At 72.4% G+C, this 25,769-nt stretch carries 17 protein-coding genes; 11 read left to right on the top strand and 6 right to left on the bottom strand.

Annotated elements, in window-relative coordinates:
• Positions 1-34 precede the first annotated feature (34 nt).
• Positions 35-1,276: a radical SAM protein gene (locus WMF14_RS21965; protein WP_437803443.1), complete on the bottom strand. Its 1,242-nt coding sequence runs from the start codon at positions 1,274-1,276 to the stop codon at positions 35-37.
• 51 nt (positions 1,277-1,327) lie between these two features.
• Here WMF14_RS21965 and WMF14_RS21960 point away from each other — a divergent pair, with 51 nt between their 5' ends.
• From WMF14_RS21960 to WMF14_RS21935, 6 genes are all read left to right on the top strand, one after another.
• A complete protein-coding gene (locus WMF14_RS21960; protein WP_437803442.1) occupies positions 1,328-2,650 on the top strand; it encodes an OmpP1/FadL family transporter in 1,323 nt (440 codons plus the stop codon).
• A complete protein-coding gene (locus tag WMF14_RS21955) occupies positions 2,650-4,020 on the top strand; it encodes an OmpP1/FadL family transporter (RefSeq protein ID WP_437803440.1) in 1,371 nt (456 codons plus the stop codon). The genes WMF14_RS21960 and WMF14_RS21955 overlap by 1 nt, the downstream gene beginning before the upstream one ends.
• A 99-nt stretch (positions 4,021-4,119) precedes the next feature.
• The gene (locus WMF14_RS21950) at positions 4,120-5,250 is read left to right on the top strand and encodes a hypothetical protein (RefSeq protein WP_437803439.1); all 1,131 of its coding nucleotides are present in this window, start codon (positions 4,120-4,122) and stop codon (positions 5,248-5,250) included.
• Between the two features lie 182 nt (positions 5,251-5,432).
• Positions 5,433-6,896, top strand: coding sequence for an alkaline phosphatase D family protein (locus WMF14_RS21945; protein ID WP_437803438.1), 1,464 nt, complete (start codon positions 5,433-5,435; stop codon positions 6,894-6,896).
• A gap of 280 nt (positions 6,897-7,176) precedes the next feature.
• Positions 7,177-7,662 (top strand): hypothetical protein, encoded by a 486-nt coding sequence (locus tag WMF14_RS21940; RefSeq protein WP_437803437.1) that lies wholly within the window; start codon positions 7,177-7,179, stop codon positions 7,660-7,662.
• Positions 7,663-7,722: 60 nt separating this feature from the next.
• Positions 7,723-8,562: a hypothetical protein gene (locus WMF14_RS21935; RefSeq protein ID WP_437803436.1), complete on the top strand. Its 840-nt coding sequence runs from the start codon at positions 7,723-7,725 to the stop codon at positions 8,560-8,562.
• Between the two features lie 77 nt (positions 8,563-8,639).
• On the opposite strand, the gene WMF14_RS21930 is transcribed toward WMF14_RS21935, so the two are convergent.
• Complete coding sequence (locus tag WMF14_RS21930) at positions 8,640-10,019, bottom strand: OmpA family protein (RefSeq protein WP_437803435.1); 1,380 nt, start codon at positions 10,017-10,019, stop codon at positions 8,640-8,642.
• A gap of 256 nt (positions 10,020-10,275) precedes the next feature.
• Positions 10,276-11,193 (bottom strand): trypsin-like serine protease, encoded by a 918-nt coding sequence (locus WMF14_RS21925; protein WP_437803434.1) that lies wholly within the window; start codon positions 11,191-11,193, stop codon positions 10,276-10,278.
• 494 nt (positions 11,194-11,687) lie between these two features.
• Here WMF14_RS21925 and WMF14_RS21920 point away from each other — a divergent pair, with 494 nt between their 5' ends.
• Positions 11,688-12,710: a hypothetical protein gene (locus tag WMF14_RS21920; RefSeq protein WP_437803433.1), complete on the top strand. Its 1,023-nt coding sequence runs from the start codon at positions 11,688-11,690 to the stop codon at positions 12,708-12,710.
• Between the two features lie 62 nt (positions 12,711-12,772).
• Here WMF14_RS21920 and WMF14_RS21915 read toward each other — a convergent pair whose 3' ends face one another.
• The 3 genes from WMF14_RS21915 to mxcG are packed head-to-tail and all read right to left on the bottom strand — an operon-like array spanning position 12,773 to position 19,802.
• Positions 12,773-14,011 (bottom strand): MFS transporter, encoded by a 1,239-nt coding sequence (locus tag WMF14_RS21915; RefSeq protein ID WP_437803432.1) that lies wholly within the window; start codon positions 14,009-14,011, stop codon positions 12,773-12,775.
• Positions 14,012-14,021: 10 nt separating this feature from the next.
• Complete coding sequence (locus tag WMF14_RS21910) at positions 14,022-15,344, bottom strand: aminotransferase class III-fold pyridoxal phosphate-dependent enzyme (RefSeq protein ID WP_437803431.1); 1,323 nt, start codon at positions 15,342-15,344, stop codon at positions 14,022-14,024.
• A gap of 45 nt (positions 15,345-15,389) precedes the next feature.
• On the bottom strand, positions 15,390-19,802 hold the full coding sequence (mxcG, locus tag WMF14_RS21905) for a myxochelin non-ribosomal peptide synthetase MxcG (RefSeq protein ID WP_437803430.1): 4,413 nt from the start codon (positions 19,800-19,802) through the stop codon (positions 15,390-15,392).
• A 598-nt stretch (positions 19,803-20,400) separates the two neighbouring features.
• On the opposite strand from mxcG, the gene WMF14_RS21900 reads away from it, so the two are divergent.
• From WMF14_RS21900 to WMF14_RS21885, 4 genes are all read left to right on the top strand, one after another.
• Positions 20,401-20,610, top strand: coding sequence for a hypothetical protein (locus WMF14_RS21900; protein WP_272099725.1), 210 nt, complete (start codon positions 20,401-20,403; stop codon positions 20,608-20,610).
• A 244-nt stretch (positions 20,611-20,854) separates the two neighbouring features.
• The gene (gene mxcH, locus WMF14_RS21895) at positions 20,855-23,401 is read left to right on the top strand and encodes a TonB-dependent siderophore myxochelin receptor MxcH (protein WP_437803429.1); all 2,547 of its coding nucleotides are present in this window, start codon (positions 20,855-20,857) and stop codon (positions 23,399-23,401) included.
• Between the two features lie 49 nt (positions 23,402-23,450).
• Positions 23,451-24,740 (top strand): hypothetical protein, encoded by a 1,290-nt coding sequence (locus tag WMF14_RS21890; protein WP_437803428.1) that lies wholly within the window; start codon positions 23,451-23,453, stop codon positions 24,738-24,740.
• A 98-nt stretch (positions 24,741-24,838) separates the two neighbouring features.
• Positions 24,839-25,735 (top strand): PepSY domain-containing protein, encoded by an 897-nt coding sequence (locus tag WMF14_RS21885; protein WP_437803427.1) that lies wholly within the window; start codon positions 24,839-24,841, stop codon positions 25,733-25,735.
• Positions 25,736-25,769 lie beyond the last annotated feature (34 nt).

Raw genomic sequence — 25,769 nt, 5'->3', positions numbered from 1 at the left:
TAGCGCGCGCGGGAGCGGGGATCCATAGCGACGCTCACGCTGGCCTGGGAGGCGCGCCTGGCCCGGCGTCGGCCGCGCCCGCGGTCGCCCCGGCGCGGGGCTGCGCCCGGCGGCCGCCCGGCCGCTGCGCCTCCGCCAAAGGCCGCGCGAGCTGCCCGCACGCCGCGCCGACGTCGCCCCCGCCCGAGTAGCGCACGATCGAGCCGACGCCGGCGGCGGAGAGGACCGCGCGGAACGCGTCGAGCCGCGCCGAGCGCACGAACGGATCGGCCGACGCGCCGCGTTCATCGCCGCCGCCCGGCGAGGGCGGGGGATCGCCGGGCGCGCCTATCGCGTTGTAGGGGATGAGGCTGAGCCGGGGAGAGATGCCGTGCTGCGCCGCGAAGCCGCGGGCGAGCGCGGCCAGGCACGCGGCGTCGTCGTCCGTGTCGTTCTGGTCCGCGAGGAGCGTGTACGCCCACATCGGCGCGTGCCCGCTCGCGCGCGCGTGCTCGCCCACGGCCGCGAGGACCTCGTCGAGCGGGTGCGCGCCGTCGATCGGCATGAGCAGGCGCCGCTTGCCGGGGCGCACCGAGCCGAGCGACAGGCCGAGCCGGACCGCGGGGACCTCGGCCGCGAGCCGCCGGATGCCGGACGGGAGCCCCGCCGTACAGACGGTGATGTTGCGCATGTCGATGGCCTGCGCGCTCGGCTCGGAGAGCACCCGGATCGCCTGGATGACCCGGTCGGCGTTGGCGAGCGGCTCGCCCATGCCCTGGAACAGCACTCCATGGACGCGCGCGCCGCCTCCGACGGTGGCGTCGAGATCGCGGCGGATGAGCCGCACCTGCTCGACGATCTCCCAGGCCTCCAGGTTGCGCGTGAGGCCCATGCGCCCGGTGGCGCAGAAGGCGCACGCGAGCGCGCAGCCGACCTGCGAGCTCACGCACGCCGAGTACCGGCCCGGCCGCTCGAGCGGGATGCGCACCGACTCGACCATCGCCCCGTCCTCGAGGCGGAAGGCGTACTTCACGAACGGATCCTCGGCGCTCGCGCGCCGCTCGACGAGCGCGAGCGTCCTGATCTCGCCCGCCGACCGCGCCGCGTCGAGCGCGGCGCGCCGGACGGTCGCGGGCGCGCGGGCGGGGAGCTCGCCGAGGCGGTGCGCCAGGGAGACGATGCGGCGCGCGTCGGCGATGTCGATGCCGCACGCTCCGGCGAGCTCCTCCGGCAGCACGGCCTGGAGCGCGAGGCGGGGGCGGCGTTCGTCCGGGCTGCTTCGAGGGCTGAGATCCACGGCGGATACCGACTAGCGCGCCAGGGCGGCCCAGTCTACGGTCGCGCGCGCATGTTTCGCCGGATCCGCCGGAGGGGGCGCGGGTTCGCGCCGCTCCTGGCGGCGGGGCTCGCCCTCGCACACGGCGCCGCGGCGCAGGCGTCGCCGGAGGACGTGCTCGGCTTCGGCGCGCGATCGAGCGCCCTGGGCGCGACCGGCGCCGCGGCAGCGGAGGGCTACGAGGCCGTCCACGCGAACCCGGCGCTCCTGTCGCTGTCGCGCGAGCGCCGGCTCACGCTGGGGCTCGCGGGCGCGATCTTCGACCTCCGCGCCGGCGACGTGCGGCTGTCCTACGCGCCGCTGCGCGGCAGCGTGATCGGCGCGACGGTGCCGATCCCGTTCGGCGGCGCGCTCGCGGATCGCGTGACGATCGGCCTCGGCTTCTTCGCGCCGTTCGACGTGGTGGTCCGCGGGCGGATCCTCTACCCGGAGACGCCGCAGTTCCCGCTGGCGGATCGCACCCAGTCGGTCGCGGTGCAGGCGGCGCTCGGCGCGCGGCTGGGCCGCGGCGTCCGGGTGGGCGCCGGCTTCGCCGCGCTGGCGGCGCTGTCCGGCGCGGTGACGGTGGCGACCGACGCCTCCGGCCGCGTGGGCACCCTCGTCGAGGACACGCTCGTCGCGAGCTACGGGCCGATCCTCGGCGCGAGCTACGACGTCGGCGCCTACCGCGTCGGGGCCGCGCTCCGCGGCGCGCTCGTCGGGCGGTTCAACGTCGTCATCCACGCCGAGGATCTCGGGGGGATCGCCGTGCCGCCGCTCCACATCGCGGGGATCGCGCAGTACGATCCCGCGCAGATCGCGCTCGAGGTGGCGCGCGTGAAGGGGCCGTGGAAGGTGGCGATCGGCGCGACGTACAAGCGCTGGTCGGACTACCCAGGAGCGCTCGAGGCGACGGTTCGCTGCCCGGAGGTCGACCCCGAGACGGGCGAGCCATTCGCCGGCTCGTGCGCGGCGCCGGCGCCCGAGGACCCGGGGTACTCGGACACGGTCGTGCCGCGCGCCGGCGTGGAGCGCAGCCTCGCGCTGGGGCGGGGCGCCACGGCGTACGCGCGCGCCGGCGCGTTCTTCGAGCCGTCGCCCGCGCCGGAGCAGACGGGCGCGTCCAACGTCTACGACAACGCGCGCGTCGCGCTCTCGCTCGGCTACGGGCTCGCGCTCTCGGCGCCGCTGCCGCGGCTGACGCTGGACCTGTTCGGCCAGGTCCAGCTGCTCCTGCCGCGCGCGCACCGGAAGCGGGAGGAGGGAGCGGCGGGCGACGTGGAGCGCGGCGCCGGCGCCGTGCGCACGCGGGGCGTGCTCGTCGCGGGCGGGACGACGCTCGGGGTGGCGTTCTGATGCGCCGGCTCCCCTGCGCCGCTGCCGCGCTGCTCTCGCTCGCCGCCGCGGGTCGAGCGCGCGCGCATGCGCCCGACGCGTATGGCCTCGGCTCGCGCGGCGCCTCGATGGGCGGCGCGCTCGTGGCGGACGCGACCGATTTCTCGGCGAGCTACTACAACCCGGCGGGCCTCTGCGGCGCGACGGGCCTCGGCCTCTCGATCGGCTACGGCTACGCGTCGAACCGCCTGCGCACGAACGGCCGCGACAGCGGCGTGCGCGACGTCCACGGGCTCGCGGGCGGCCTGGTCGTGCCCGGCGAGGTGCTCGGGGTGCCGTTCGCGCTCGGCCTGGCGACGTTCCTGCCGGACGACGGGCTGTCGCGGATCGAGGCGATCCGCCAGGAGACGCCGCGCTGGGAGCTCTACGACGACCGGCTGTCGATCCTCTTCCTCGCCGCGAGCGTCGCGGTCCGCCCGCTCCCGTTCCTCGAGCTCGGCGGCGGCGTCGCGTTCCTCGCCTCGACGCGGGGCCGCTTCGCGGTGACGGGCCGCGCGGACGCGCTGTCTCCCTACGACTCGGCGCTCCGTCACGAGGTGGACGCGGATCTCACGTCGATCCGCTATCCGCACCTCGGCGCCCGGGTGCGCGTCGGAGAGCTCGGCTACGTGGGCATCGCCTACCGCGGGGAGGCGAAGCTCCCCCTCGCGATCGACGCGCGCTTGCAGGGGGTCGTGGACTTCGCGGGCATCGAGGTGCCGCTCCTGTACGAGCTCGAGTCGCGCACCGTCGACGCGTTCCTGCCGCGGCAGGTCGTCGTGGGGGCGAGCTTCCAGCGGATCCGCGGCCTCCGCGTGAACCTGGACGTGACGTGGGTGAACTGGTCGGCCTACGAGAGCCCGGTGGCGAGGACGCGGGCGCACCTCGAGGCGGCGCCTCCGCCGGAGGTGCCGATCGACCTGCCCGACGATCCGAGGCCCACGGCCGTCGCGCCGCTCCGGTTCGGGGATCGGTTCGTGCCGAGGCTGGGCGTCGAGTACGTCATCCCGGCGGCGGGGGGCCTGCGCAAGGTGGCCGGGCAGGGCGAGCGCCGCGCGATCGAGATCCCGCTCCGCGCGGGCTACGTCTACGAGAGGTCCCCGGTGCCGCCGCAGGGCGGCGTGACGAACTACGTCGACGCGGACCGGCACACGATGTCGCTGGGGGCGGGCGTCGTCCTGAACCGGCCGCTGGAGGAGCTGCCAGGGTCGCTCCGGATCGACCTGCACGGGCAGCTGTCGGTGCTGCCAGAGGTGGTGGTCGAGAAGGACAATCCGGCGGATTTCGTGGGGGATTACCGGGCCGACGGGACGATGCTGAACCTGGGGGCGACGGTGACGGCGGCGTTCTGAGGCGGCGCACACATAGTGACATTTCACATGCAGATCGATGAACGTCGGCACACATGTCGTGTCACCGCCTGTTCGCCAGGGACTGGGCCACGTCTGGCGTTGCAGCCATCGTCTCTGCGGGCGCTCGCGCTCGTCGCAGCAGGGTTGTTCGCCGCCTGCGCGACGCTCCCGTCGGAGGGCGGCGAGGGCAGCCTGCCGAACGCCCACGCCGGCCCGTTCCGGGAGATCGCGGGGGAGGAGCTCGGCAACGCGCGGACGGCCCCGCACGTCATGGAGGACGACGAGCGCTTCGTGCGCGACGCGTCTGTCGTCGATCTCGACGGCGATCCCTCGACGCTCGCCGCCGCCGGCTTCTTCGCGGCCACCCTCCACCCCGAGGACGCCCCGCCAGACCCCCTCGCTCCGCCGAACGCCGTCGTCCGCTACGATGCCGCGGACGGCCGCTCGTTCGAGCGATCGTCGGCGACGGTCCTCGCGCCGGAGCTGCCCTGGGAAGGCGGCACGGTGGCGGCCCCCTCGGCGGTGCTCGTGCGCGGCGAGATCTGGCTCTACTACGCGGCGGCGGGCGGCATCGGATTGGCGCGCAGCGCCGATGGGCTCGCCTTCACGCGCGAGCCGGCGCCCGTGCTCGCGCCGGCCGCTGACGGCGACGGCTGGGAGCGCGGCGCGATCCCGAGGAGCCCCGGCGTGGTCCGCCTGCCCGACGGCTCGCTGCGCATGTTCTACGAGGTCGCCGGTGAGGCGGGCGCCTCGTTCCTTGGCGAGGCGCGCAGCGACGACGGCCTCGTCTGGGAGCGCGTCGGCGGCGGTCCCGCGCTCGAGCCGGCGTCCATCGTCGGCGCCGGTGCCCCGGAGGGCGCCGGCGCGCCGGCGGCGGAGGGCGAGCCCTTCGACAGCGCGGCCGTCTCCGATCCCGCCCCGGCGCTCGCCGTCTCCGCCACGGGCCGCCCGCTCCTTCGCGTCTACTACGCCGGAAGGGACAGCGCCGGGCGCTCGGCCATCGGCCTGGCCGCCCGCCTGGGCCACGACGGCCCGCTGGAGCGCGCCGTCGCGCCGGTGTTCGGCGCGTCGTCCGCGCTCTCGCCGCGTGCGCCCGCGGTGGCGGTCTACCCCGGGTTCTCGCTGCTGTTCGTCACGCAGGCGGCCGGGACGCGCCGAGGCCAGGGCTACCCCGTGGTCGCCGCCGGCGTCGCGCCCGCCGACGCCGCGCTCCCGCCCCCGACGCGGTGAGCGCGAGACGTGAGAGCGCCTCGGCGCGAGCCGAAAAACTTGCGTTCGGCCGCCCGCGACGAAACATAGGGGATCATGCCCGCCAGGTCGTCGGGAGGCGGGGCCCCGGGCCGGATCGCGCGGGTTGCCCGGAACCGCAGGTAGACAACGAGCCTGACGAGCTCTCGCCAGGGAGGCGGACCATGGCGTTCAAAGGCGCAGTCATCGGTCACACGACGCAGACAACCAGCAGGATCTTGGCCGTCTTCGAGAGGCCCAAGGCGAGAGCGAGGCTGGCGTTCGCGGACGACAACGGCGTTCGCACGCTCGACGTGCCGATCAACAGCGCGCCGCCCTTCGGGCTCGCCACGTTCGAGCTGAGCGGGCTGAGCGGCGAGAGGGTTCGCTACGGCATCGTGGAGCACGACGCAGGAGATCCGCTCCCTACACCCGCGGACAACCTGAGCATGAACGGCTCCGCCTTCCGCACCGTCGCGAACGGGCCGATCCGTATCGGCCTCGTGAGCTGCAACGACATCGACAATCACGAGTTTCCCAAGGAGCGACGCGGGGCGATGTGGCGGGCGCTCAAGGCGCTCGTGGACGAAGGCAAGGTGAACCTCCTTGTCCACGCCGGAGACCAGATCTACGGCGACGGCGATCCCACGGGGTGGTCGCCCTCGGAGGGGCGCACCGCCGCGTACCGAAGGCACTACGCGCAGACGTGGTCGCACCCCGACGTGGCGGCGGTCCTCGGGAGCTGCCCGAACATCATGATGTGGGACGACCACGAGATCTACGATGGCTGGGGGTCGAACAACAACGACGGCACCGCGCAGGCCGTGGAGCGCTACAGGGCCGCGGAGCAGGCGTTCAAGGAGTTTCAGATGGCGCTGAGCCCAAGGGACCGCCTGAGCAGCTCGGGGTTCGGCTGGATCGCGAAGTATGGCGACGTCGCCATCCTCGCGGTCGATGGGCGGTCACAGCGCTCGTGGAAGAACGGGACGATCCTCGGCAAGCAGCAGCTCGACGACCTCGAGCTCAGGCTCAACGAGCTCGCGGCGCTCGATCTCAGGCACCTCCTTGTCGTTGTCGGCACGCCGGTCGTCTACCTGCCGCTCGCGGCCGCCGAGGCGCTCTCGAGCGTGTTCAGCAAGGCAACACTCGACGATATCCGGGACGGCTGGGCGGCCTCCAACAACCAGAACGAATGCAGGCGCTTCCTGATGTCTCTCATGAATTTCGCCGGCTTCAGCCCTGGCACCCAGGTGACGCTCCTGGGCGGCGATATCCACGTGGGCACCATGGCGCACATCGACACGGGCCTCGGGTTCGGGAAGCCGCGCTCGCGGCCGCGCCTGTACCAGGTGACCGCATCCGGCATCGCGCGCCCACCTCCCAAGGGGATGTTCGGCATGATCCTCTCGGTGCTGACGAACGGCGGTAGTCAGAACCTGTTCAACGGAGACATCAAGGGATCCCTCCGGGAGATCGCGGGATCGGATCACAAGTACTGCGTCACGCACCGCAACTTTGCGATCCTCGATCCGAGCGACGGCGGAGATGACTGGGACAAGAACAACAACCTGTCGGTCCGCTTTCATGTAGAAAGGGACAACGGCACCGTCGGCGTCCTCGAGCAAGTGCTCCCGAGAGTGCACACGTAAGCAACGATAAGCCGTGAGCTGGCCCTCCGCGTAGCGGAGAACGCCCCGTGGGTGCGAGACGAGCGGGCGGCGCCGGCGGGACCGCGGTCACGCACCGTCACGGCGGAGGGGCGTGAGCACGTCCTGCACGCCTATCCAACGAGCGGCCGCTCGTCGCCATCCTGCTCCGAGGTGGTGTCTCTCCTGCCATGGCAGTCGCCGCTACATGGCACGGCCGATGCTCAGACCTTGGCGCTCGTCGCGGGGGTGCACGCAGCGCCAGCACCGGACCGGAGACACGATGAACACGAGAACGCCGTCCCTGCTCTTCTCCGTCGCGCTCTTGCTGGTCGCCTGCCAGAAGGAACCTCCCTCGCGCTGGGACGAGGCGGCCGCCAAGGCGCCCACGCCTGCCGCGAGCGCCGCCCCTGACATCAAGCCAGGATCCGCGTTCAATGCGTTCTTCCCCCCGGAGGGAGCCGAGGGGACGAGCCGCGTCTTCACCGCGGAGAAGCCTGGCTACGCGGAGGCCAAGCTGCGGAAGGACGGCGGCGACGTGGCCTCCCTAGCCATCTCCGACACGGCGGGCGATCCCCAGGTCGTCGCCAAGTTCGCGAGCGCGACGGATCACCTCGCCGGCATGCCGGTCGTGACCGTCGGGAAGAACCAGTCCGCGCTCCTCGTCAAGAATCGTTTCCAGGTGAAGGTGTCATCCCAGACCCTGGACCCCGAGGCGCGAAGAGAATGGCTGAAGCGATTTGACCTGAGCGGTCTAGCGAACCTCTGAAGGGCCCCCATGACGCGCGAATCGATTCACTCCATCCTCGAAGACCTCCCGAAGTCGAGCATGACCACTCGGCTGCTGGGGGCGCTCGACTACATCGTGCCGGGCGAGTGGAAGAACGTCACGAGCTTCGAGGAGATGATCAAGCTCGTCACCGGCGAGGAGGATCAGGGCCTCATCCAGCAGGTCGGCGAGCGTGCGATCGCCCTCTATGCGGAGTCGGAGCAGGGCTACCAGCGCGCGGTCCAGATCTTCCGGCTGGTCGACGACACGAGCGGCCTCGCCGGCGTGGCGACGATCGCGCGCAAGATCGGCGATGCGTCCGATTTTCTCTCCTTCCTGTCGAAGATCACGCCCAAGGCCGACACCACCCAGGCCATCGATGCGGGCGTGAAGCTCGTCGCCGAGCTCGCGGCGTTCTGCTCGATCAACGGGCTGCCGGGCGACAGCATCGGCGACTTCGCCGCCTCGCTCGCCAGCTACGAGAAGGACGACGCGATGCGCCTCGCCGCCTGGATCGTGTGCGACGGCATGATCCCGCTCGGCCCCGACTTCCTCGCTCGGGTCGTGGACACCGTTTCGAGCGCGACGAACGAGCAGCTCGGCCAGCAAAGCCGCTTTGCGCGCCTGCTGGGATACCTGCCAGGCGGGAGCGTGGATGCCAAGCGCGAGATCATGAAAGAGAGCCTCGGCGCGTCGCAAACGGCGATCACCGGCTTCATTGCGAAGAAGGGCATCGAGCGGCAGGGCGTGCTCGAGCGGATCAGCGGGCACCTCGGCGCGGCGGGCGGCAAGCTCGATGGCCTCGCGGCCGCGATCGATCTCGCCACCAACTACTTCGAGCACACCGGCATCCAGTCGGTGGCCCGCCGGGTGATCGCAAGGGCCTACGGGGAGATCTGAAGATCGGCGCCGGTACCCTGCTTCCGCAGGCCGGCGCCGGTACCTTGCTCCTGGCGTGGAGGGGGTGAGCCGCGGCTTCAGCGGCTCAGGACCGTGACGTCGATCCGGCGGTTCTGCGCGCGTCCCCCGGCGGTGTCGTTCGGCGCCACCGGTTGATCGGCGCCCATCCCGGCCACCTCGATGCGATCGGGAGCGATCTGCCGCGCGGCGAGCTCGTCGCGCACCGCCTCGGCTCGCGCCAGAGAGAGCGATTGGTTCCCCTCGGCGCCGCCCATGGAGTCGGTGTGCCCTTCGATGCGCACCCGCGCGGAGGGATAGGCGTCGAGGATGGTGGCCAGCGCGTCGAGCTTCGGTCGCGACGCGTCGGTCAGCTCCGTGGTCCCGAACTGGAAGTTGATGCCTTCCATCGAGAAGCGCTTGGGGCCATCCGCGGCTCCGGCGTCGAGGTACCGCGCGATCTCCGCCTCGGAGCCGTGCTCGTCGACGGAGAGGACCTTGCCGCCCGGGAGCGTCATCTCTCCGGCCGTGATCTTGAGCTGCTCGACGATCTCCGGCGCGCTGGGCGGCGCGTCGCTGGGCGCGGCGGCCGTGGGCGCTTCGGCGCGCGGCGGCTCGGCCTGCGGCGGCGGCGCGGCGGGCTGAGCGAGGTCCTCCCTCGGAGCCGCCGCGATCGGGGCTTCGTGCGTGGGCTCGGCGGCGGCGCGGTCCAGCCTTCGTTCGCGGACGAATGCCCAGAGGCCTCCGAGCACCGCCGCTGCCAGCAAGGTCGGGAGCAGCCATTCTCGCGTCTGCGTGTTGCGGAGGAGCCCTTCACGTGAGGAAAGCGGGGTCGAAGAGGTCGCCATTCGGGGCGGGGCCGACGACACCGCATCGCGCGGCCGTTCGCGCGCCGCCGCGACGAAGGGAGCGCTCGCCGCGATCGAGGGAGCGAGGAAGCCAGGGAGGCCCGCCGGGGCGCGTGGATCGTCCTTGAAGGCTTGCTTCTGATGGGAGAGCAGATCGGCGAGCCCCCGCGCGGTCAGCCCTCTCGACCTCACCTCGCGGCCGAGCACGCACGCGACGATCGGAGCGACCAGGCCCAGCATCGCGGTCGAGCACCGCTGCTCCGCGCCGGAGGAGCGGGAGATGAGCTCGATCATCCCGCTCGCGCGCTCTCCGAACAGGCGGGCGATCATCGACTGCCCATGATGCGAGAGCTCCTCGGCCTGCTCGGCGCGGAGGGGCCCTGCTCTCCCGAGGAGGCCTTCGTAGTCCCGCTCCGTGATCATCCTGAACAGCTGCGCTGCGCCGCCCTCCGAAGAGGCGACCTGAGCCATTCCGGCGAGCAGCGTCGGCACCGAGCTCTCCGCGGCGGCGCGCACGCTCGTCGGCGATTCATCGCTCAGGCCCAGCCCCTTCGTTGCGGCCGAGATGAGCTCGGGCGTCAAGAAGCCCCTGGTCGTGTCCAGCAACGACATGGTTCCGATCCCTCCGGGAAAGTGGTCATCGGCGCGGGCGAGGCAGCGTCATCGCGGACGCGATCCTGACCGCACGAGCGTCGATCCCGTATCTGTCTTCGTCTGTCTTCTTCCGTCGACTCTGCGCGATGCGAGCGACGTGCCGGCACGACCGCGCATCGCGCGCTGTGCCGCGGCTGCACACGGTCTGCTCCTGCCGCGCGCGTCCCGACGCTCGTGCTCGCCGAGGCGAGCCGGCGGCGATGGCGCGCGGAGCTCAGCGCTGTGCGAGCGCGGCTGTGCGGGCCTCGGCCGTCAGCGCGGCGAAGGCGTCCGTGCGCGTATAAACGTGGTTGCCAGCCGCGGTGCACCCCGCGCCTCGCGAGGTGACGCCCACCACGTCGCCGCGGTCGGCGTCGATCACCGGACCCCCCGAGTCGCCGGCGCAGGTCGCCCCCTCGATCTCGAACTCGCGCGGACCGAGGACCTTGCCGGTCGCCGGATCGGCGCGGGGCCCGACGGCGGCGACGAGGCGCGGACCGCGCGCGGCGCGGACGCCGAGCCGGTTGGACGCTCCGCCGCCGTACCCGACGGCGATCACGCTGTCGCCTGGATCGATCGCCCCGACCTCGCGCATCCGCAGGGGCGCGACGTCGGTGAGGGGCCGATCGAGCACGAGATAGGCGATGTCCGCGTCGCAGAGGACGCGTTCTTTCCCGTGCAGCGTGGCCACGGCGCGCGCCCGCGCGGCGTCGCGGGAGACATCGATATGGTCCCCTGTGTAAATGGCGATCTCGGAAGGATCGATGGTTGCGCCGACGTGATCGCCGTTGTGCGACTTGCCCGAGCGATCGCAGCGAGGGGCCGCTGTCAGGCTGCGCGAGATGCAGTGACGCGCCGTCAAGACGAGGTTCGGCTCGACGAGCGCGCCGCTGCACAGGCTCACGCGTCGCTCGCCGCTCCTGGGATCGTGGTGCGATACGGCCACGGCGACGACGGAGCGCGCGGCGCCCGCGATGACGGGCGCGGGCGCGCCGGTCGCGAGGGGCAGAGCCGCCGCGGCGGGCGCGGCCGCCGCCTCCAGGGCGGGCGAGGCCTTGGCCGGGAGGACGGCGATGACGCTGCGTGGGACGAGGGCCGCGACAAGACAGCCAATGCACCCTGCGAAGCGCAGGACGAGAGAGGGTGACGCCATGGATGAGGGGTGCCGACAAAGAGCATGGGAGGAGCGGCCGTGCAAGCCGACCCTGGAGCTTTTCTCCGCCGTCCCAAGGGGTCACCCCCAATGGAGTGTTGTCCCTGCCGAGGGGAATCAGAGATGGAAACCAGGCCAGCCCGGTGAGCGGCGCCCGGCCGGACACGCGTTCTCCGGACGCTCACGCTCGTCCCCCGCGATCGCGGATCGGCGAGCGATCGGGACAGGCGCCTGCGTCGGCCCGCCGCTCCTCGAGGGGGCAGACCCTGGCGAAGAAGCTGAGCATCCGACCGGGGACGGTCGGCGAGCGGGCGTCGCCCGGAGCACCGGCGGTGCTCGGCCGGCGCGCAAGGCTCGCGTGATCGCGGTACATTTTTGACCCGGGGAGGCGCCCCGGAGACAATGCACGGCGAGCCACCTCACGCGGAGTGGCAGCACAGCGCCGGCCGCTGCCGGCGTGAGTGTCTCGAATCGCCTCTGGCGGAATCACGAGCATGCCCTCCTACGACGATCTCGACCTGCTCAAGAAGCCCACGCGCGACCTCGACCTCGACCGCGTCACGAACCACCACGTCGGGGAGCTGCAGAATCGCATCGCCACGACGCCGCGCAGGAACATGGTGCGGCTGCTGGAGGCCGGCGCATCGCCGCTCGAGAACCGGCCCCAGGCGCTGCTCGGGTTCTGCATGCTGAGCAGGTCGATCCTCCGGCGCTATGGCAAGGAGACGCTGTTCGTCTGTCTCGGGCGTAGCCCGACCCCGATCGCGGCCTGGCTGATGAGGCACACCCCTCATGTCTGTATTCTACCGTTCTCGTCGGCGCGGCTGGCCGGAGATGCGGCGACGGCGCAGGAGAGCGAGCGCGCCGGCACCCACTTCCGCAACGTGCTCCTGCCCTATGTGCAGAACGCAGGCGGCATCACCTCGATCGCGCTGATCGACTATTCGACGTCGGGCGAGAGCCTGCTCACGACGTACCGGCTGGTCTACGACTTCCTGATCGTCCGGTACGCCCCCCTCCTGAACGGCCGCGTTCGCCTGCGAGCGCTCTCGATCTGGGCCCGAAAGAACACCCACGAGGCGGCGGCGCCGCAGTTCGATCACCATGCCCAGCGGCTCAACCTCACGTCGGCCGCCACCCAGGGCTGGCTCGACTGGTTGCGCGGCCGGCGAGCCTTGATCGAGCACCTGTATCTCCACGAGGCCATCGAGGATCAGTTCGGCTTCGCCTTCACCTACACGACGCGGCTCAGCCAGCGCGTCAGAGCGTCGATGTTCCGCGGGATGATGGACATGCTCGACAATCAGAGCTTCGATTTCCTGTCTCCGTACGGGAGGGCTCCCATCCTGGTCAACCCCAGCCCGCGCAACTACATGACGGCGGATGGCTGGAGCCGATTCCTGCGCCTCCAGCAGGATCTCCAGGAGGCGGAAGCCCAGCACGCCGAGCTGCAGGACCTGGTCTTCAGGGCGTACGATGAACGCCCCTTGAGGGTCGACACCGCCAATCAACGCTGACGCGCTGCAGGCGGGAGGACGCGTCCGCGGCTTGTTCCCGCCACGGATCGCGACAGGCGGAGCTAGCCGCGGCCCTCCAGCGCGCGCGCGGCGCCGGCGCTGCTCGACGCCCCGAGGGCGAGGTGCCGCTCGATCAGGAAGATCAAGCAGGACGACGCGAGCGTGAGCGCGATCGCCAGCGCGGCCACGGCGTCCATGCCGTCGAGGCGCCGATCGGGGAGCTCGTGCAGCATCCGGGCCGCGAGGAACGCGGCGAGCGCCGACGAGAGGTGATCCACGGCCGACTGGATGGATCCGAAGCGCGCCCGTTCGGAGGGGAGCGGCACCTTCGAGGCGAGCGTGCTGTGGGAGATGTTGCGGATCGCCGTTCCCGTCATGAAGGCGACGAAGACGACGAGCACGGGCAGCCCCGGCACGTACGAGTGGAACCCGGCATAGAGGACGGCCACGAGCGTCGCCGCCCCGACCAGGCTCGTGCGGAACGCGCCGATGCGATCGATCAGCGCGCCCGCGGTGCGCATCACGACGAAGGTGAGCGCGCCGCCCACGAGGTAGAGCAGGCCGAGCCGCTCGCGCGGATAGCCGAGGTTGTGCTGCACGTAGGCCGAGATGTTCGGGATGACGAGGAACGACGCCATCGTCATGGCCGCCGTCGTCGCGTACGAGAGCAGCACGAGCGCGCGGAGCTCGCGCAGGGCGTTTTCCTCGGCGCGCGCCCGCGCCCCGGCGAGGTGGCCGCGCATCGAGGGGAGCAGCAGCAGGGCGAGCCCCGCGACGGCGAGCCCGAGCGCCGCGACGGCGAAGAACGGCGCCTGGAAGCCGCCGCGCCGCGCGAGCTCGAGGCCGGCCGGCACGCCGAGCACCGCGGCCAGGGAGTAGGCGCCCATCACGACGCCCATCGCCTTGCCGCGCCGCTCCGGCGGGATCGCGTCCGCGACGATGGAGAAGGCGATCGAGGTCGCGGGCCCCCCGAACGCGCCGGCGAGCACGCGCGCCGCGAGGAGGCTCGGCAAGCCGGTGGCGAGGCCGCCCGCGGCCGTGCCGAGGACGAGGCCGAGCATTGCGACGGCGAGCGCGCTGCGCCGGTCGAAGCGGTCCAGGAAGAACGCGCCGGCGACCCCCGAGACCGCCGCCGCCGCTGTGTAGCTGCCGCCGATCAGGCCGATGTCGGACATCGGGATGCCGAGCGCGACAGCGAAGTCCGGCCCGAGCGGCATGACGACCATGAAGTCGAGCAGGTTGACGAACTGGACCGCGGCGATGAGGAACAGGAGGGTCCGTTCGGAGCGAGCGTTCTGCACGACGGTGGGCTCAGCTCTGGGCCTTCGCGCCCGCGCCGCGCTCGATGACGCCGCGGCTCGCCAGCTCGATCAGCGCGTCGTGCGCCGCGTCGATCGTGTGATCGATCTGCGCCTCGGTGTGCGCGCCGCAGAGGAAGTTGACGTCGCGCCGCAGCAGGACGCCGCGCCTCGCCATCGCGCCGACGAACGGCTCCATGCGCTTCGTGTGGACCGCCAGATCCTCGGCCATGAGGAAGAAGGGGATCGCGTCGTACCCCACGACGCGCAGCGGGAAGCCACCCTGCTCCGCGCGCCGGTTGATGCCCTCGCGCAGCCGCTTCCCGAGCGCGGCGACCTTCGAGATGGTGTCGGTCTCGCGGTACTCGCGCAGCGCCGCCCTGCAGACCTCGAGCGAGAGCATCTCGCCGCCGAACGTCGTCGACACCTGGAGCTCCGAGAGCCGGCTCATCACGTGGCGCGGCCCGGCGATCGCCGAGAGCGGCATGCCCGCGGCGATGCCCTTCGAGAGGCACACGAAATCAGCCTCGATCTGGTAGAACTCCTGCGCGCCGCCGAGCGCGAGACGGAAGCCGGTGACGACCTCGTCGAGGACGAACAGCACGCCGTGGGCGCGGCACGCCTCGCGCACATTGCGCAGGTACTCCGCCGAGACGCACCGCTTGTAGGGCAGCGAGAGCAGCACGAGCGCGAGCTCCGAGCCCTTGCTCGCGATGAGATCGAGCAGCGGCTGCTCGTCGGCCTCGGCCATGAGCGGCATGCGGTGTGTGTACTCGCGCAGCACCGCCGGGACGCCGGGGGTGTCGAACATGAAGTGATCGTGCCAGCCGTTGTAGCCGACGGTGACGACCTTCTCCTTGCCGGTCACGTGGCGGGCGAGCCGGACGGCCGCGGACGTCGCGTCCGCGCCGGTCTTGAAGAAGCGGGCCATCTCGGCGCCCGGGGTCAGCGCGACGAGGTCCTGCGTGGCGGTGACCTCGACCTCCGTCGGCAGCGAGTGAAGGATGCCCCTGTCGAGCCGCCGCCGGATGGCGTCGACGACCGCAGGGTGGTTGTGCCCAAGCGTGTTCGCCCCGAGGCCGCAGATGTAGTCGATGTACTGGTTGCCATCGACGTCGCGCACCAGCGCGCCCTCGCCGCCCTCGAGGTACACGGGGAACGAGCCGAGCGCGAACATCTCTGGCCGCTTCATGAGCGACTGCGTGACGCCGGGGATGAGCCTTCGCGCCTCGGCGAGCAGCGCGTTCGAGCGGTCGAGGCGGAGCCCCTCCGCGGCGCCTTGCGGCGCGCCGCCTCCCTGCTTCCTGTCCCGTGTGTCGATCGTCTGTGTGGTCATCGTGGTCGTTCTCTCAGGCTGGAGGTTGTCGTCCGTGAGCCGGTGTCATGAGGGTCGCGGCGCCCGCTGCGCCGCGCTGGAAGGGGGCGGCAGGAGGCCTTCCTCGACGCAGCGATCGAGGTAGCGGTAGAAGAGCGCGCGATCGATCGGCGGGCACGCGATGCCGGCGCCGGCGAGGCCGCGCTCCAGGTTGTCGCAGCGCACGCGCCCGATGCCGAAGGTCGCCTCTCCGTCGGCCGGGGCCGACTGCAGATCGAAGAACGCGAGCGTCGCGCTGTCCGCGGCGTCGGCGCCGTCCTTGAGCCGCGCGCGCCACGCCGCGACCGGGCGGCGCTCGACCGGATAGCCGTAGTCGCGCGCCCAGTCGAAGAGCTCCGTCAGCCGGACCTCGGGCGCGGGGGCGACGTTGACCACGGCGCCCGTGGCCTGCGTGGTGAGCGAGAGCCGCACGATCGCGCGCGCCACGTAGTCGACGGGCGTCCACACCTCCCGCACGTCGAGATCGGGCAGGACGCCGGCCGGGATGCCTGCCCGCAGCAGCCGGAAGACCAGGTCCTGCTCGTTGACGACGCCCGTGCCGGGCGCGCCGACGACGCGGCCCAGGCGGTACACGGCGACCGGCAGCCCGCGCTCTGCGGCCTGCTGCACGAGGCGCTCGGCCGCCCACTTGCTCTGCTGGTAGCCGTCGCGCAGGCCGGGGTGCGGCGGCACGAACGCCTCCGCGACCTCGGGGCTCGCCGCGATGCCCGGGGCCACGGCGAGCGTCGACACGTGGTGCAGCGGCTTGGGGCGCGCCGTCGCGGCCAGGCGGAGCGCCTCGCGCGTGCCGATCACGTTGGCGGCGCGCAGGCTGCGGTAGTCGCGCACGAGGCTGACCACCGCGGCGTTGTGGTAGATGGCGTCGCACTCCGCGGCGAGCTGGCCGAACCGCGCTGCGCTCAGGCCGAGCCGGGGCTGCGTCAGGTCGGCGGGCACGGCCAGCACCCGCGCGTCGATGCCGTCGACCGGCAGGCGCTGCTTCGAGAGCGCCTGCCGGATCCGCTCCGCGGCGCGCGCCTCGCTCTCGGCGCGCACCAGGCAGACCACTGTCGCGTCGGTCTGTGTCAGGAGCTCGTGGAGCAGGTGCGCGCCGACGAAACCGCTCGCGCCCGTGAGCACGACCTGCCGCGGGCGACCGCGGCCGCCGGACCACGCGAGCGATCGGGGGACGACGTCCTCGGGGAGCTCGGCGTCGGCCAGCATGGCGCCGGGGGGCCCGCCGCTCGTCTGCGCCGCCGCCGCGCCCTGCGCCTCGTCGAGGGCGCGCGCGAGCGCCGCGACGGTCGGGTGGCGGAAGACCATCGCGACGGGGATCTCCCGCCCGAGATCGACGCTGAGCCGGTTGGCGACCTGGATCGTCTGCAGCGACTGGCCGCCGCGCTCGAAGAAATCGTCGTGCGCCGACAGGCCGCTCACGCCGAGCACCTGCTCCCAGACCTGCAGCACCTGCCGCTCGAGCGCCGTCGCGGCGGCAGGCGGCTCCGCCGTCGCGGCGATCGGCGCCTCGCGCAGCGCCTTGCGATCGATCTTGCCGGAGCTCGTCCTCGGCAGCCGATCGGTGAGCACGAAGGCCGAGGGGATGGCGGCCGCGGGGAGCAGCGAGCGCGCGTGCCTGCGGAGCTCGGCCGGCGAAGGGGCGGGGTCCCCGGCGACGAGGAACGCGGACAGGCGCTTGCCGCCGCCGGCCGAGGCGTGCCCGATGACGGTCGCCTCCCGCACGGAAGGGTGGCGCAGGAGCGCGGCCTCGATCTCGAGCGGATCGACGCGATGGCCGCTGATCTTGAGCTCGTCGTCGACGCGCCCGACGAAGACCATCTGCCCGTCGGTCCGCTGGAGGACCAGGTCGCCGGTGCGGTACGCGCGCGGGCGGCCCTCCAGCTGGTCGAGGACGACGAAGCGCGCGGCGTCGAGGTCCGGCCGCCCGAGGTACCCCCTCGCCAGGCCGGGCCCGATGAGGTGGAGCTCGCCCACGGCGCCCTGCGAGACCAGCCGGCCGTGCGCGTGTGTGTCGACGATGGCCGCGCGGACGCCGGGCAGCGGCGTGCCGATCGGCGCCTCGTGTTCATCGTCCGGCGCGTCGCCGCCGCTCAGCGTGGCGGCCGAGGCGACGACGGTCGCCTCCGTGGGGCCGTAGGTGTTGAGCAGCCGCGCGCGCCGACCGACGGCGCTGCGGAAGCGCTCGACGCGCTCGGGCAGCGCCGCCTCGCCGCCGATGATGACGGTGCGGACGCTCGCGGGGAGCGACGCCGCGCCGGTGGAGAGTCCGTAGGCGAGCTCGTGCCAGAACGCGGTCGGCAGATCCAGGATGGTGATCCGGTGCCTTTCGCAGGCGTCGAGCAGCCGCGGCACGGACTGCAGCATCTCGTCCGTGCGCAGCACCAGCGCGGCGCCCGCGCACAGGGTCAGGAAGATCTCCTCGACGCTGGCGTCGAAGTGCAGCGGCGCGAACTGCAGCACCCGGTCGTCGCGGCGCAGATCGTAGTGGTGGGTCGCGGCTGCAACGAAGTGCGCCAGCGCGCCGCGCTCGATCATGACGCCGTTCGGGCGGCCGGTGGAGCCGGACGTGTAGATCACGTACGCCAGGTGCTCCTCCGCGCCCTGGACCGGCGCCCGCGCCGGCGCCGGCGCGCCGCGCGTCGCCTCGTCCAGGAGCACGAGGTGCACCGCGCGATCGCTCCCCACCTTCGCGGTGTGCTGCGACGTCGTGACGAGGATTGCGGGCCCGGCGTCGTCGAGGATCGCCGTGGTCCTCGGCTGCGGCCCGTCCGGATCGAGGGGGAGGTAGCCTGCGCCGGCGTAGAGCGCGCCGAGGATCGCGGTGATGGCGCCGACGCTGCGCGGCAGGAGCACCGCGACCAGCGTGTCGGGCCCGGCGCCGAGCGCGGCGAGCCGGGCGGCGAGGTGCCGGGCGGCGAGGTCGAGCTCTCCGTAGGTCACGCGCTCGAGGTCGTGGTGGAGGGCGGTCGCGTCCGGCTGCTCGCGCGCGCGCAGGGCGATCTGCTCGACGACGGGGCGCGCCGGCGCGGGCAGCGGGCCCCCGTCGAGCAGCGCGCCGGGCCGCCCGGCCGCGGCCGCGTGCGCGCCCGGCGCGCGCGCCGCGGCGCGCGGGAGGTCGATCTCGGCGCGATCGAGGGCCTGCTCGGGGGCGGCGGCGACCGCCTCCAGGAACGCGAGGAACCGGCGCTGGTGCGCCGAGAGGTCCTCGTCGCCGTAGCAGGCCGGGTTGGCGTCGAGGTCGAGCCGCGGCCCGCGCCCGTCCGACCTCGCGTAGATGCCGAACGACAGATCCTCGACCGGGCCTGCGGCGATGTTGTGCGCGATGCCGCGATGCCCCGCGAAGCGCAGGTCGTAATCGAACGGCATGATGTTGATCACCGGGCCGAACAGCCGGCGGCTGCCGCCGATCAGCTTGAGATCCCGGCGGAACTGCTCGTAGCGATACCGCAGGTGGGGCCGGATGGCCGCGAGCTCGGCCGCGACCTGCCGGGTGACCGCGGACAGGCTCGCGCCCTCCGGGATCGGCACCCGGAGCGGGACGATGTTCATGACCATGCTCGGGATGCGCAGCGACACCGAGCCGAGGCGCCCCATCACGGGCAGCCCCAGGACGATCTCGGGCGCGCCGGTGAGCCGGTGCACGTACGCCGCGGTCGCGGCGACCACGACGTCCGGCCACGTCGCCTTCGCCTGGCGCGCCACGTCCTTCAGCCGGTCGACGGTGGACGGCGCGAGCGAGGCCGTCCGGCGCAGGCAGGCGCGCGACGCGGGCGCCGGCTCGTCGCCGAGGCTCACCGGCTCGGGCCGGTCGGCGAAGCGCTGCGTCCAGAAGGCGCGATCGCGCTCCAGATCGGGGGAGGCGCGGTAGGCCAGATCCTCGTCGACGACCCGGCGCAGCGAGCCGAAGGCGCCGCTCTCGCTCGAGCGGCCCTCGGCGCGCGCGGTGTAGATCTCGGCCACGCGCCGCGCGATCAGCGAGAAGCCGTAGCCGTCCAGCGCGATGTGGTGCGCGCGCTGGTACCAGAAGAGCCTGTCGGGCCCCGCCGTGAACAGCGCCTCCGTGAAGAGGGGCCCGCGCGCGAGGTCCAGAGGCCTCGCGAGATCCTCGCGCATCCACGCCTCGGCCGCGGCGAACGCGTCCGGCGCCGCGCTGACGTCGACGCGGTGGACAGGGAAGTCAGGGGACAGGTCGAGTCGCTGGCGCGGTCCATCCGCCTCGCTCGTGAAGCGCACGTGCAGCGTCTCTGTCTCGGAGACGGCCTGGCGTATCGCGGCCTCGAGGGTGGCGAGATCGATGGGCCCGCAGATCTCGACGCACTCGCCCGCGTTGTACACAGGGCTCGCCGGGTCGAGCTGCTGGCCTAGCCAGATACCGTGTTGCGCGGCCGACAGCGGCCAGCGCGCGTCCTGAGGAGCGACCATGACGACAACCCTCCTGGTTCAACCGGCGCTCGACGGGACAGCCGCCACAGGCACGCTCGCGGCAGGCGATCTGCGGCCCGCGACGACGGCGCAACGGCGGCCGTGACGTCCGAGCCAGCCCGTTAAAACGAAAGCGGCGCCCGCCGGCGCAGCAGGGCCCGAGCCCCGAGAGCACGCAGGGCAGGGGCGCCGGACATCGTCCAGGCGGCGGACGCAGCTCGACGACCCCGCGATGAGCGCAGCCACCTCGGCATCGGCGATTGAGTGAAAATGAAAACTACTTTCAAGTTCGTTTATGGTGAGGTAGGGTGGACATTGTCAAGTGAATTCGTTGGGACCCCAGCCGCGGGCCACCGTCCGGTGGGGGGCCGCCCGCGCCATCGAGGCACGGCGCCGGCGACCCGAGCGAGCGCGCCGATCGCGCACATCGCCTCCGTTTGGGCGCGATCTCGCGCTGCTCGGACCTGCGGACCATCGCGGCCCTCCGCGGATGTCGCGGACGCCCCCCGACCGCTTTCGCTTGACAACGCTGTTGGTAGCATGGCAGGTTCCGGATTGAAATTGAAAGTGACTTTCAATATTGAAATGGGGTTCCACGATGGACAACCTGATGTCGAAGGCGACGGCTCCGCTCGACAGCCGGTGTGATCACTGCGGCGTTGCTGGACATGCCGAGCCCAACGCCGTGCGCTGCGGGTGCGGCAGCCTGCTCGCCCGGTATGTGCCCGGCGGCGTCGAGCTGAAGTGCCGGCGGTGCAAGCGCGTCGTCGTCGTCCCCGTCCCGGCGGCGGAGGACGTGAGCGGTTGAATCCCCGAGAGCCCTGACATGACTGCTCGCGGCGGCGATCCCTGGCCAGCGCGGTTTGCGCCATCCGAAGAGGCCTGAGGAGCCGGCGAGCGAGACGCCACGACAACCAGCTTGCGCAGAGCCGGCCAGAGCGCCGCATCGTCACGCTCCGGTGAGCATGCCCGGTGATCTCATGATTCGATTACGCCCCTTGCGTTGCGCCGCGCTGGCCGGGACTCTGGTCCTCGCCCCCTGCGGTGCCCTGTTGGCCTTCGCAGCGGACGCGCGGGCGAGCGACGAGGCCCCTGCCGACGAGGGCGTCGAGGGAGCGGCTCCGCAGGCCGAGACAGCGCCGGCGGCGCGCGCTCCGGGCGATGGCGCCGCGCCCGCGGTGCGCCCGCCCGAGCTCACGGGCGCCGTCGAGGCGGCGTATCCGCAGGCCGCGCGCGAGGCGGGGTTGGAGGGGAGCGTCGTGCTGCGGCTGACGATCGACGCGGAAGGGCGTGTCACCGGCGCAGAGGTCGCCGAGCCTGCGGGCCACGGGTTCGACGAGGCCGCGCGGGAAGCCGCGCTGCGCTTCCGCTTCACGCCGGCCCGGCGGGGCGACCGGAGCGTCGCGTCGCGCATCCTCTACCGCCACGACTTCCGGCTGCCTGCGTCGCCCCCCGCGGCGGTCCCCGGTGCGGGGATGCCGGCCGGGCGGGCAGTCCCCGCGGCCGTGCCGGTCGCACGCGCCGCCGAGGCCGCGCCCGCCGCGGGCGCCGCCGGGCCAGCTCTGCCCGCGATCGAGGTGAGCGTGCGGGGGGCCTCCGAGGCCGAGCGGCTCCGGACCTCCGCGCAGGCGGTCCAGGTGATCGAGACCGTCGAGGCCAGGCGGCAGGCCGCGGATCTCGGCGAGGTGCTGTCGCGCGCCGAGGGCGTGAGCGTGCGCCGCCTCGGCGGGCTCGGCTCCGACGCGCGCTTCTCGCTGAACGGCCTCACCGACGACCGGATCCGCTTCTTCCTCGACGGCGTGCCGCTCGACCTCGCCGGGCACTCCTTCGGGGTCGCCAACGTGCCTGTCAACCTCGTCGAGCGCGCCGAGATCTACCGCGGCGTCGTCCCGCTGCGCTTCGGCTCGGACGCGCTCGGCGGCGCGGTGAACCTGGTGACCGATCAGGACACGCGCGGCACGGGCGCGGCGGCGTCCTACCAGGTCGGCTCCTTCGGCACGTACCGGCTGACCCTCGGCGCGCGCCACGCGCACGCGCCGAGCGGCCTCTTCGCCCGCGCGAGCGGGTTCGTCGATCGCGCGCGGAACGACTATCCGATCGACGTCATGGCGTTCGACGAGAGCGGGCGCCCGTCGCCCGCACGCGTCCGGCGGTTTCACGATGGCTACGTCGCGGCCGGCGGCGCGGCCGAGGTGGGGGTCGCCCGGCGGCCGTGGGCCGACCGCCTGCTCGTTCGCGCCTTCTTCACCTCGCACGACAAGGAGCTGCAGCACGGCCCGCTCGTCACGATGCTCGACGGAAGGGTCACGTCGCCGCCCTTCGGAGAGGCGACCTTCGGCAGGCAGACCGGCGGCGCGCTGCTGCGGTATGCGCAGCCGTTCTTCGGGAGGGCGCGGCTCGACGCCCTCGCGGGGTACTCGTACGCGCGCACGACCTTCCTCGACACGGCCACGTGCACCTACGACTGGTCCGACCGCTGCAAGGAGCGCCCGTATCGGGGGGAGGTCGGGGACGACGCGAACGACCAGCAAGTCCGTCAGCACACCGCCTTCGCCCGCATCAACGCGGCGTGGCACCCCGCGACCGATCACCTCCTGCGCTTCGGGCTCTCTCCGACCCACGTGACGCGCACCGGGAGGAACCTTGTCGTGGCCGAGCGCGAGAAGGACCCGCTGACCGCGGAGCGGGACCTGTGGAGCGGGGTGGCAGGCGTCGAGTACGAGGCGAGGCCGCTCGAGGGCCGGCTCGCGAACATCGCCTTCGCCAAGCTCTACCTGCAGTCGGTCCGCGCCCGGGAACACCTGCCGAGCGGCCGGATCGGCGACGTCGATCGGGCGACCCACCGGGTGGGGGCAGGGGACAGCCTGCGCTTCCGCTTCACCGACGCGATCTACGCCAAGGCCTCGTACGAGGTCGCCACCCGCCTGCCGACGCCGGAGGAGCTGTTCGGCGACGGAGGGCTCGTCGTCTCGAACGTCCACCTGGAGCCGGAGGCGAGCCACAACGTCAACGTCGGCGTGACCCTGGAGCGCGCGGAGACCCCCGTGGGACAGCTCCGGTTCAACGTCAACGGCTTCGGTCGCTTCACCGAGGATCTGATCACGCTGCAAAGGTTCCTTGGCTACTCGGCGTACGGCAACACGCTGTCGGCGCGATCGGTCGGCTTCGAGTCGACAGCCGGGTGGACCTCTCCGGGTGACTGGCTGTCGGTGGACGGTCACGTCACATGGCAGGACTTCCGGGACGGCTCGACCGACGTTCGCATCCAGAACCTCCCGTACCTGTTCGGCGGCGTCGCCGCGCGCGCGCAGTGGCCCGAGATCGCGGCGCGGCGCGATGTCCTGTCGCTGACCTGGATCACGGATTACGTACACGCGTTCTTCGTCGGCCCGGAAGGCCGCGGCGCGGCCCGCTCCAAGGCGGAGATCCCGTCGCAGCTCCTGCACACGCTCGCGCTCACGTACCTGGTCGAGCGCGGCGGATGGACGGTGAGCTCGACCGTCGAGGTGCAGAACCTCACCGACGAGAAGGCCTTCAGCTTCCACGGCATCCAGCGCCCCGGGCGAGCGGCGTACGCCAAGCTCGCCTTGAGCCTGTGAGCCGATGTTCGTGCGACGGCAGTTGAAACCCGACACAAGGAGATCCTTCATGTTATTTCGTGCGCGCTACGCGAATGCCCTCCTCTTGACCCTGCTCCTCCCGTGCTTCGCCGCCTGCGGCGACGACACGAGCGATGGCACGAGCAGCGGCGCGGGGGGCGGCGGCGGTGGAGGCACCGGCGCCGGCGGAGCCACCAGCGGCACGGGGGGGACACCCAGCGCGGGGCCGGCGTACGCCCTCACGATCCAGGTGTTCGGGCCGGACGGCGGCGACACCCAGAGCTACATCGCCGTGACGGACGACATCGACTCCGCCGAGGCGCTGTCGCTGGAGAACGCGATCGAGGTGCAGGGGCGCGCCCTCGGCGTCGGGCTGGACGGCGGAGGCGCGGTGTTCGTGGCGAGCGACGCCGCGGCGACCGTGACCCGCTACGACCTCCAGGAGGACGGCAGCCTCGAGGAAGGGGACACCATCAGCTTCCAGGGCAAGGGCCTCGCGAAGATCGGCGAGTACGGCACGCAGTTCCACTTCGTCTCGGAGACCAAGGCGTACTTCTTCGATGGTCCCACCGCCCAGGTGGTGGTCTGGAATCCCGCGGAGATGACGGTGACCGGAGACATTCCGCTCGAGGATCTTGTGATCCCGGACGCCACGCTCACCTATTCTTCCTCGCCGCCGCTTCGCCAGGGCGACGACGTGATCACCTTCGGCGGGTGGCGCGTCGGCCCGGAGGTCCCGAGCGTGGCCGCTGTCATTGTCGTGGACAGCACGGCGGACGAGGCGACCGTCGTCACCGACGATCGCTGCGGTTACGTGCGCGATGGGGTCGAGGGGCCCGACGGCATGATCTACGTGGCCACCGAGGCGTACGGCGCGGCGGTGCACCGGCTCAACCCCGAAAACGCTGCTGCCCCGTGCATGCTGCGCTTCGACCCCGAGACGAGGCAGTTCGATCCCGAGTTCCACGTCGAGCTGAGCGCGCTGTTCGACGGCGACACCGCCGGCTCGCTCTTCGGCGGCCCGGACGGCAAGGCGTTCCTGCGCGTGCTCGACGAGAGCCTCTTCGCGATCGCGGACGACACCCACCCGCGCGTGCTGGCGAGCGCCGCGGCGTGGCGGTGGGCCAGCGTGACGCTCGGCGATACGCCGACCGCCACAGTGCTCGACGCCGCGCCCGGCGGCGGCAGCGTCCTGTCCGTCGCGCTCGGCGACCGCACCTACCTGCTGGAGTTCGAGGGCCAGGAGTCGACGACGCTCCGCGAGATCGGCGAGGACGGGCCCGGTGAGGCGGGCGTGAGCGCGCCTGGGCTCACGTTCTCCGTCGCGAAGATCCGATGACGCTCGCGCCCGATCACGAAGAAGCGGTGAGGGACGACGCCGCGCGAGGGCCCCGTTCGCCACGGGGCCCCCGCGGGCGGCCACGTTACGGCGCGATCATGAAGGTCGTGCGCCGCGTGCACATGTACCTGGGCTTGCTGCTGTTCCCCTGGATACTGCTGTTCGGGATCAGCGGCACGCTCTTCAATCACCCGCAGATCGGGCGAGACATCGACAGCCGGTCGCTCTCGGGAGAGCAGCTGTCGGCGCTCACCGGGTTCCAGCCCTGGGATCCCGGCGAGCTCTCGCGCCAGGTCGTCGAGCAGCTCAACGCAGGCTCGCCCTCGCGCTACACGCTCGATCCGGGGACCCAAGGCGCGTTCTCCGGGTGGCCCCTGCTCGCGGCGCCGAGCGCGGGCGGGGGACGCCAGGTGGTGATCGTGCGCCTCGACGACGGCAGCGCGACGGTCTCCAGCCATCCTCCCGAGCCCGATGCCCCCGCGCCCCCGTTCGCCGGCGTCGCGATCGACCTGCCTGGATACAGGATGGCGGCGGTGCAGGAGCAGATAAAGGATCTCCTGCCCAAGATCGGCGTCGACGCCGCGGGACCGCTGCGCGCCCACCCGAAGATCAGCCCCGAGCTGCGCTTCGGTATGCGGGACGCGGACGGCCGCGCCTGGAACGTCACATACAACCTGGGCACGGGGCGGCTCGACGGGCGGCCCGCCGGCGCGCGGGGGTGGCCTCGCTTCGTCGAGGTGCTCGAGACGCTTCACAAGACGCATCATTTCCCCGTGCACGGCGGCGTGGCCTGGCTCTGGGCGCTGTTCGCGGACATCACCGGGATCACGCTGGTCGTGTGGGCGCTCAGCGGCCTCGCCATGTGGTGGCAGATGAAGCCCTCGCGGGTCCTCGGCGCCCTCGCGATCGCCGCCGCCGTGGCGCTCGCCGCGGTGGTGATGGTCGGCACGGCGTCGGACGCGCTGTTCGGGAACGTCGCGAAGGAAGGCCCTTAGAGCGACAAACAGCGCGATCGCCGTTCGTCGAGAT

The organism is Sorangium sp. So ce693 (genome assembly GCF_051521375.1).
In the GTDB taxonomy this organism is placed as follows: domain Bacteria; phylum Myxococcota_A; class Polyangia; order Polyangiales; family Polyangiaceae; genus Sorangium; species Sorangium atrum.
Note: the sequence above shows the minus strand (reverse complement) of the source record. Positions and strands in the feature narration are given on the sequence as shown.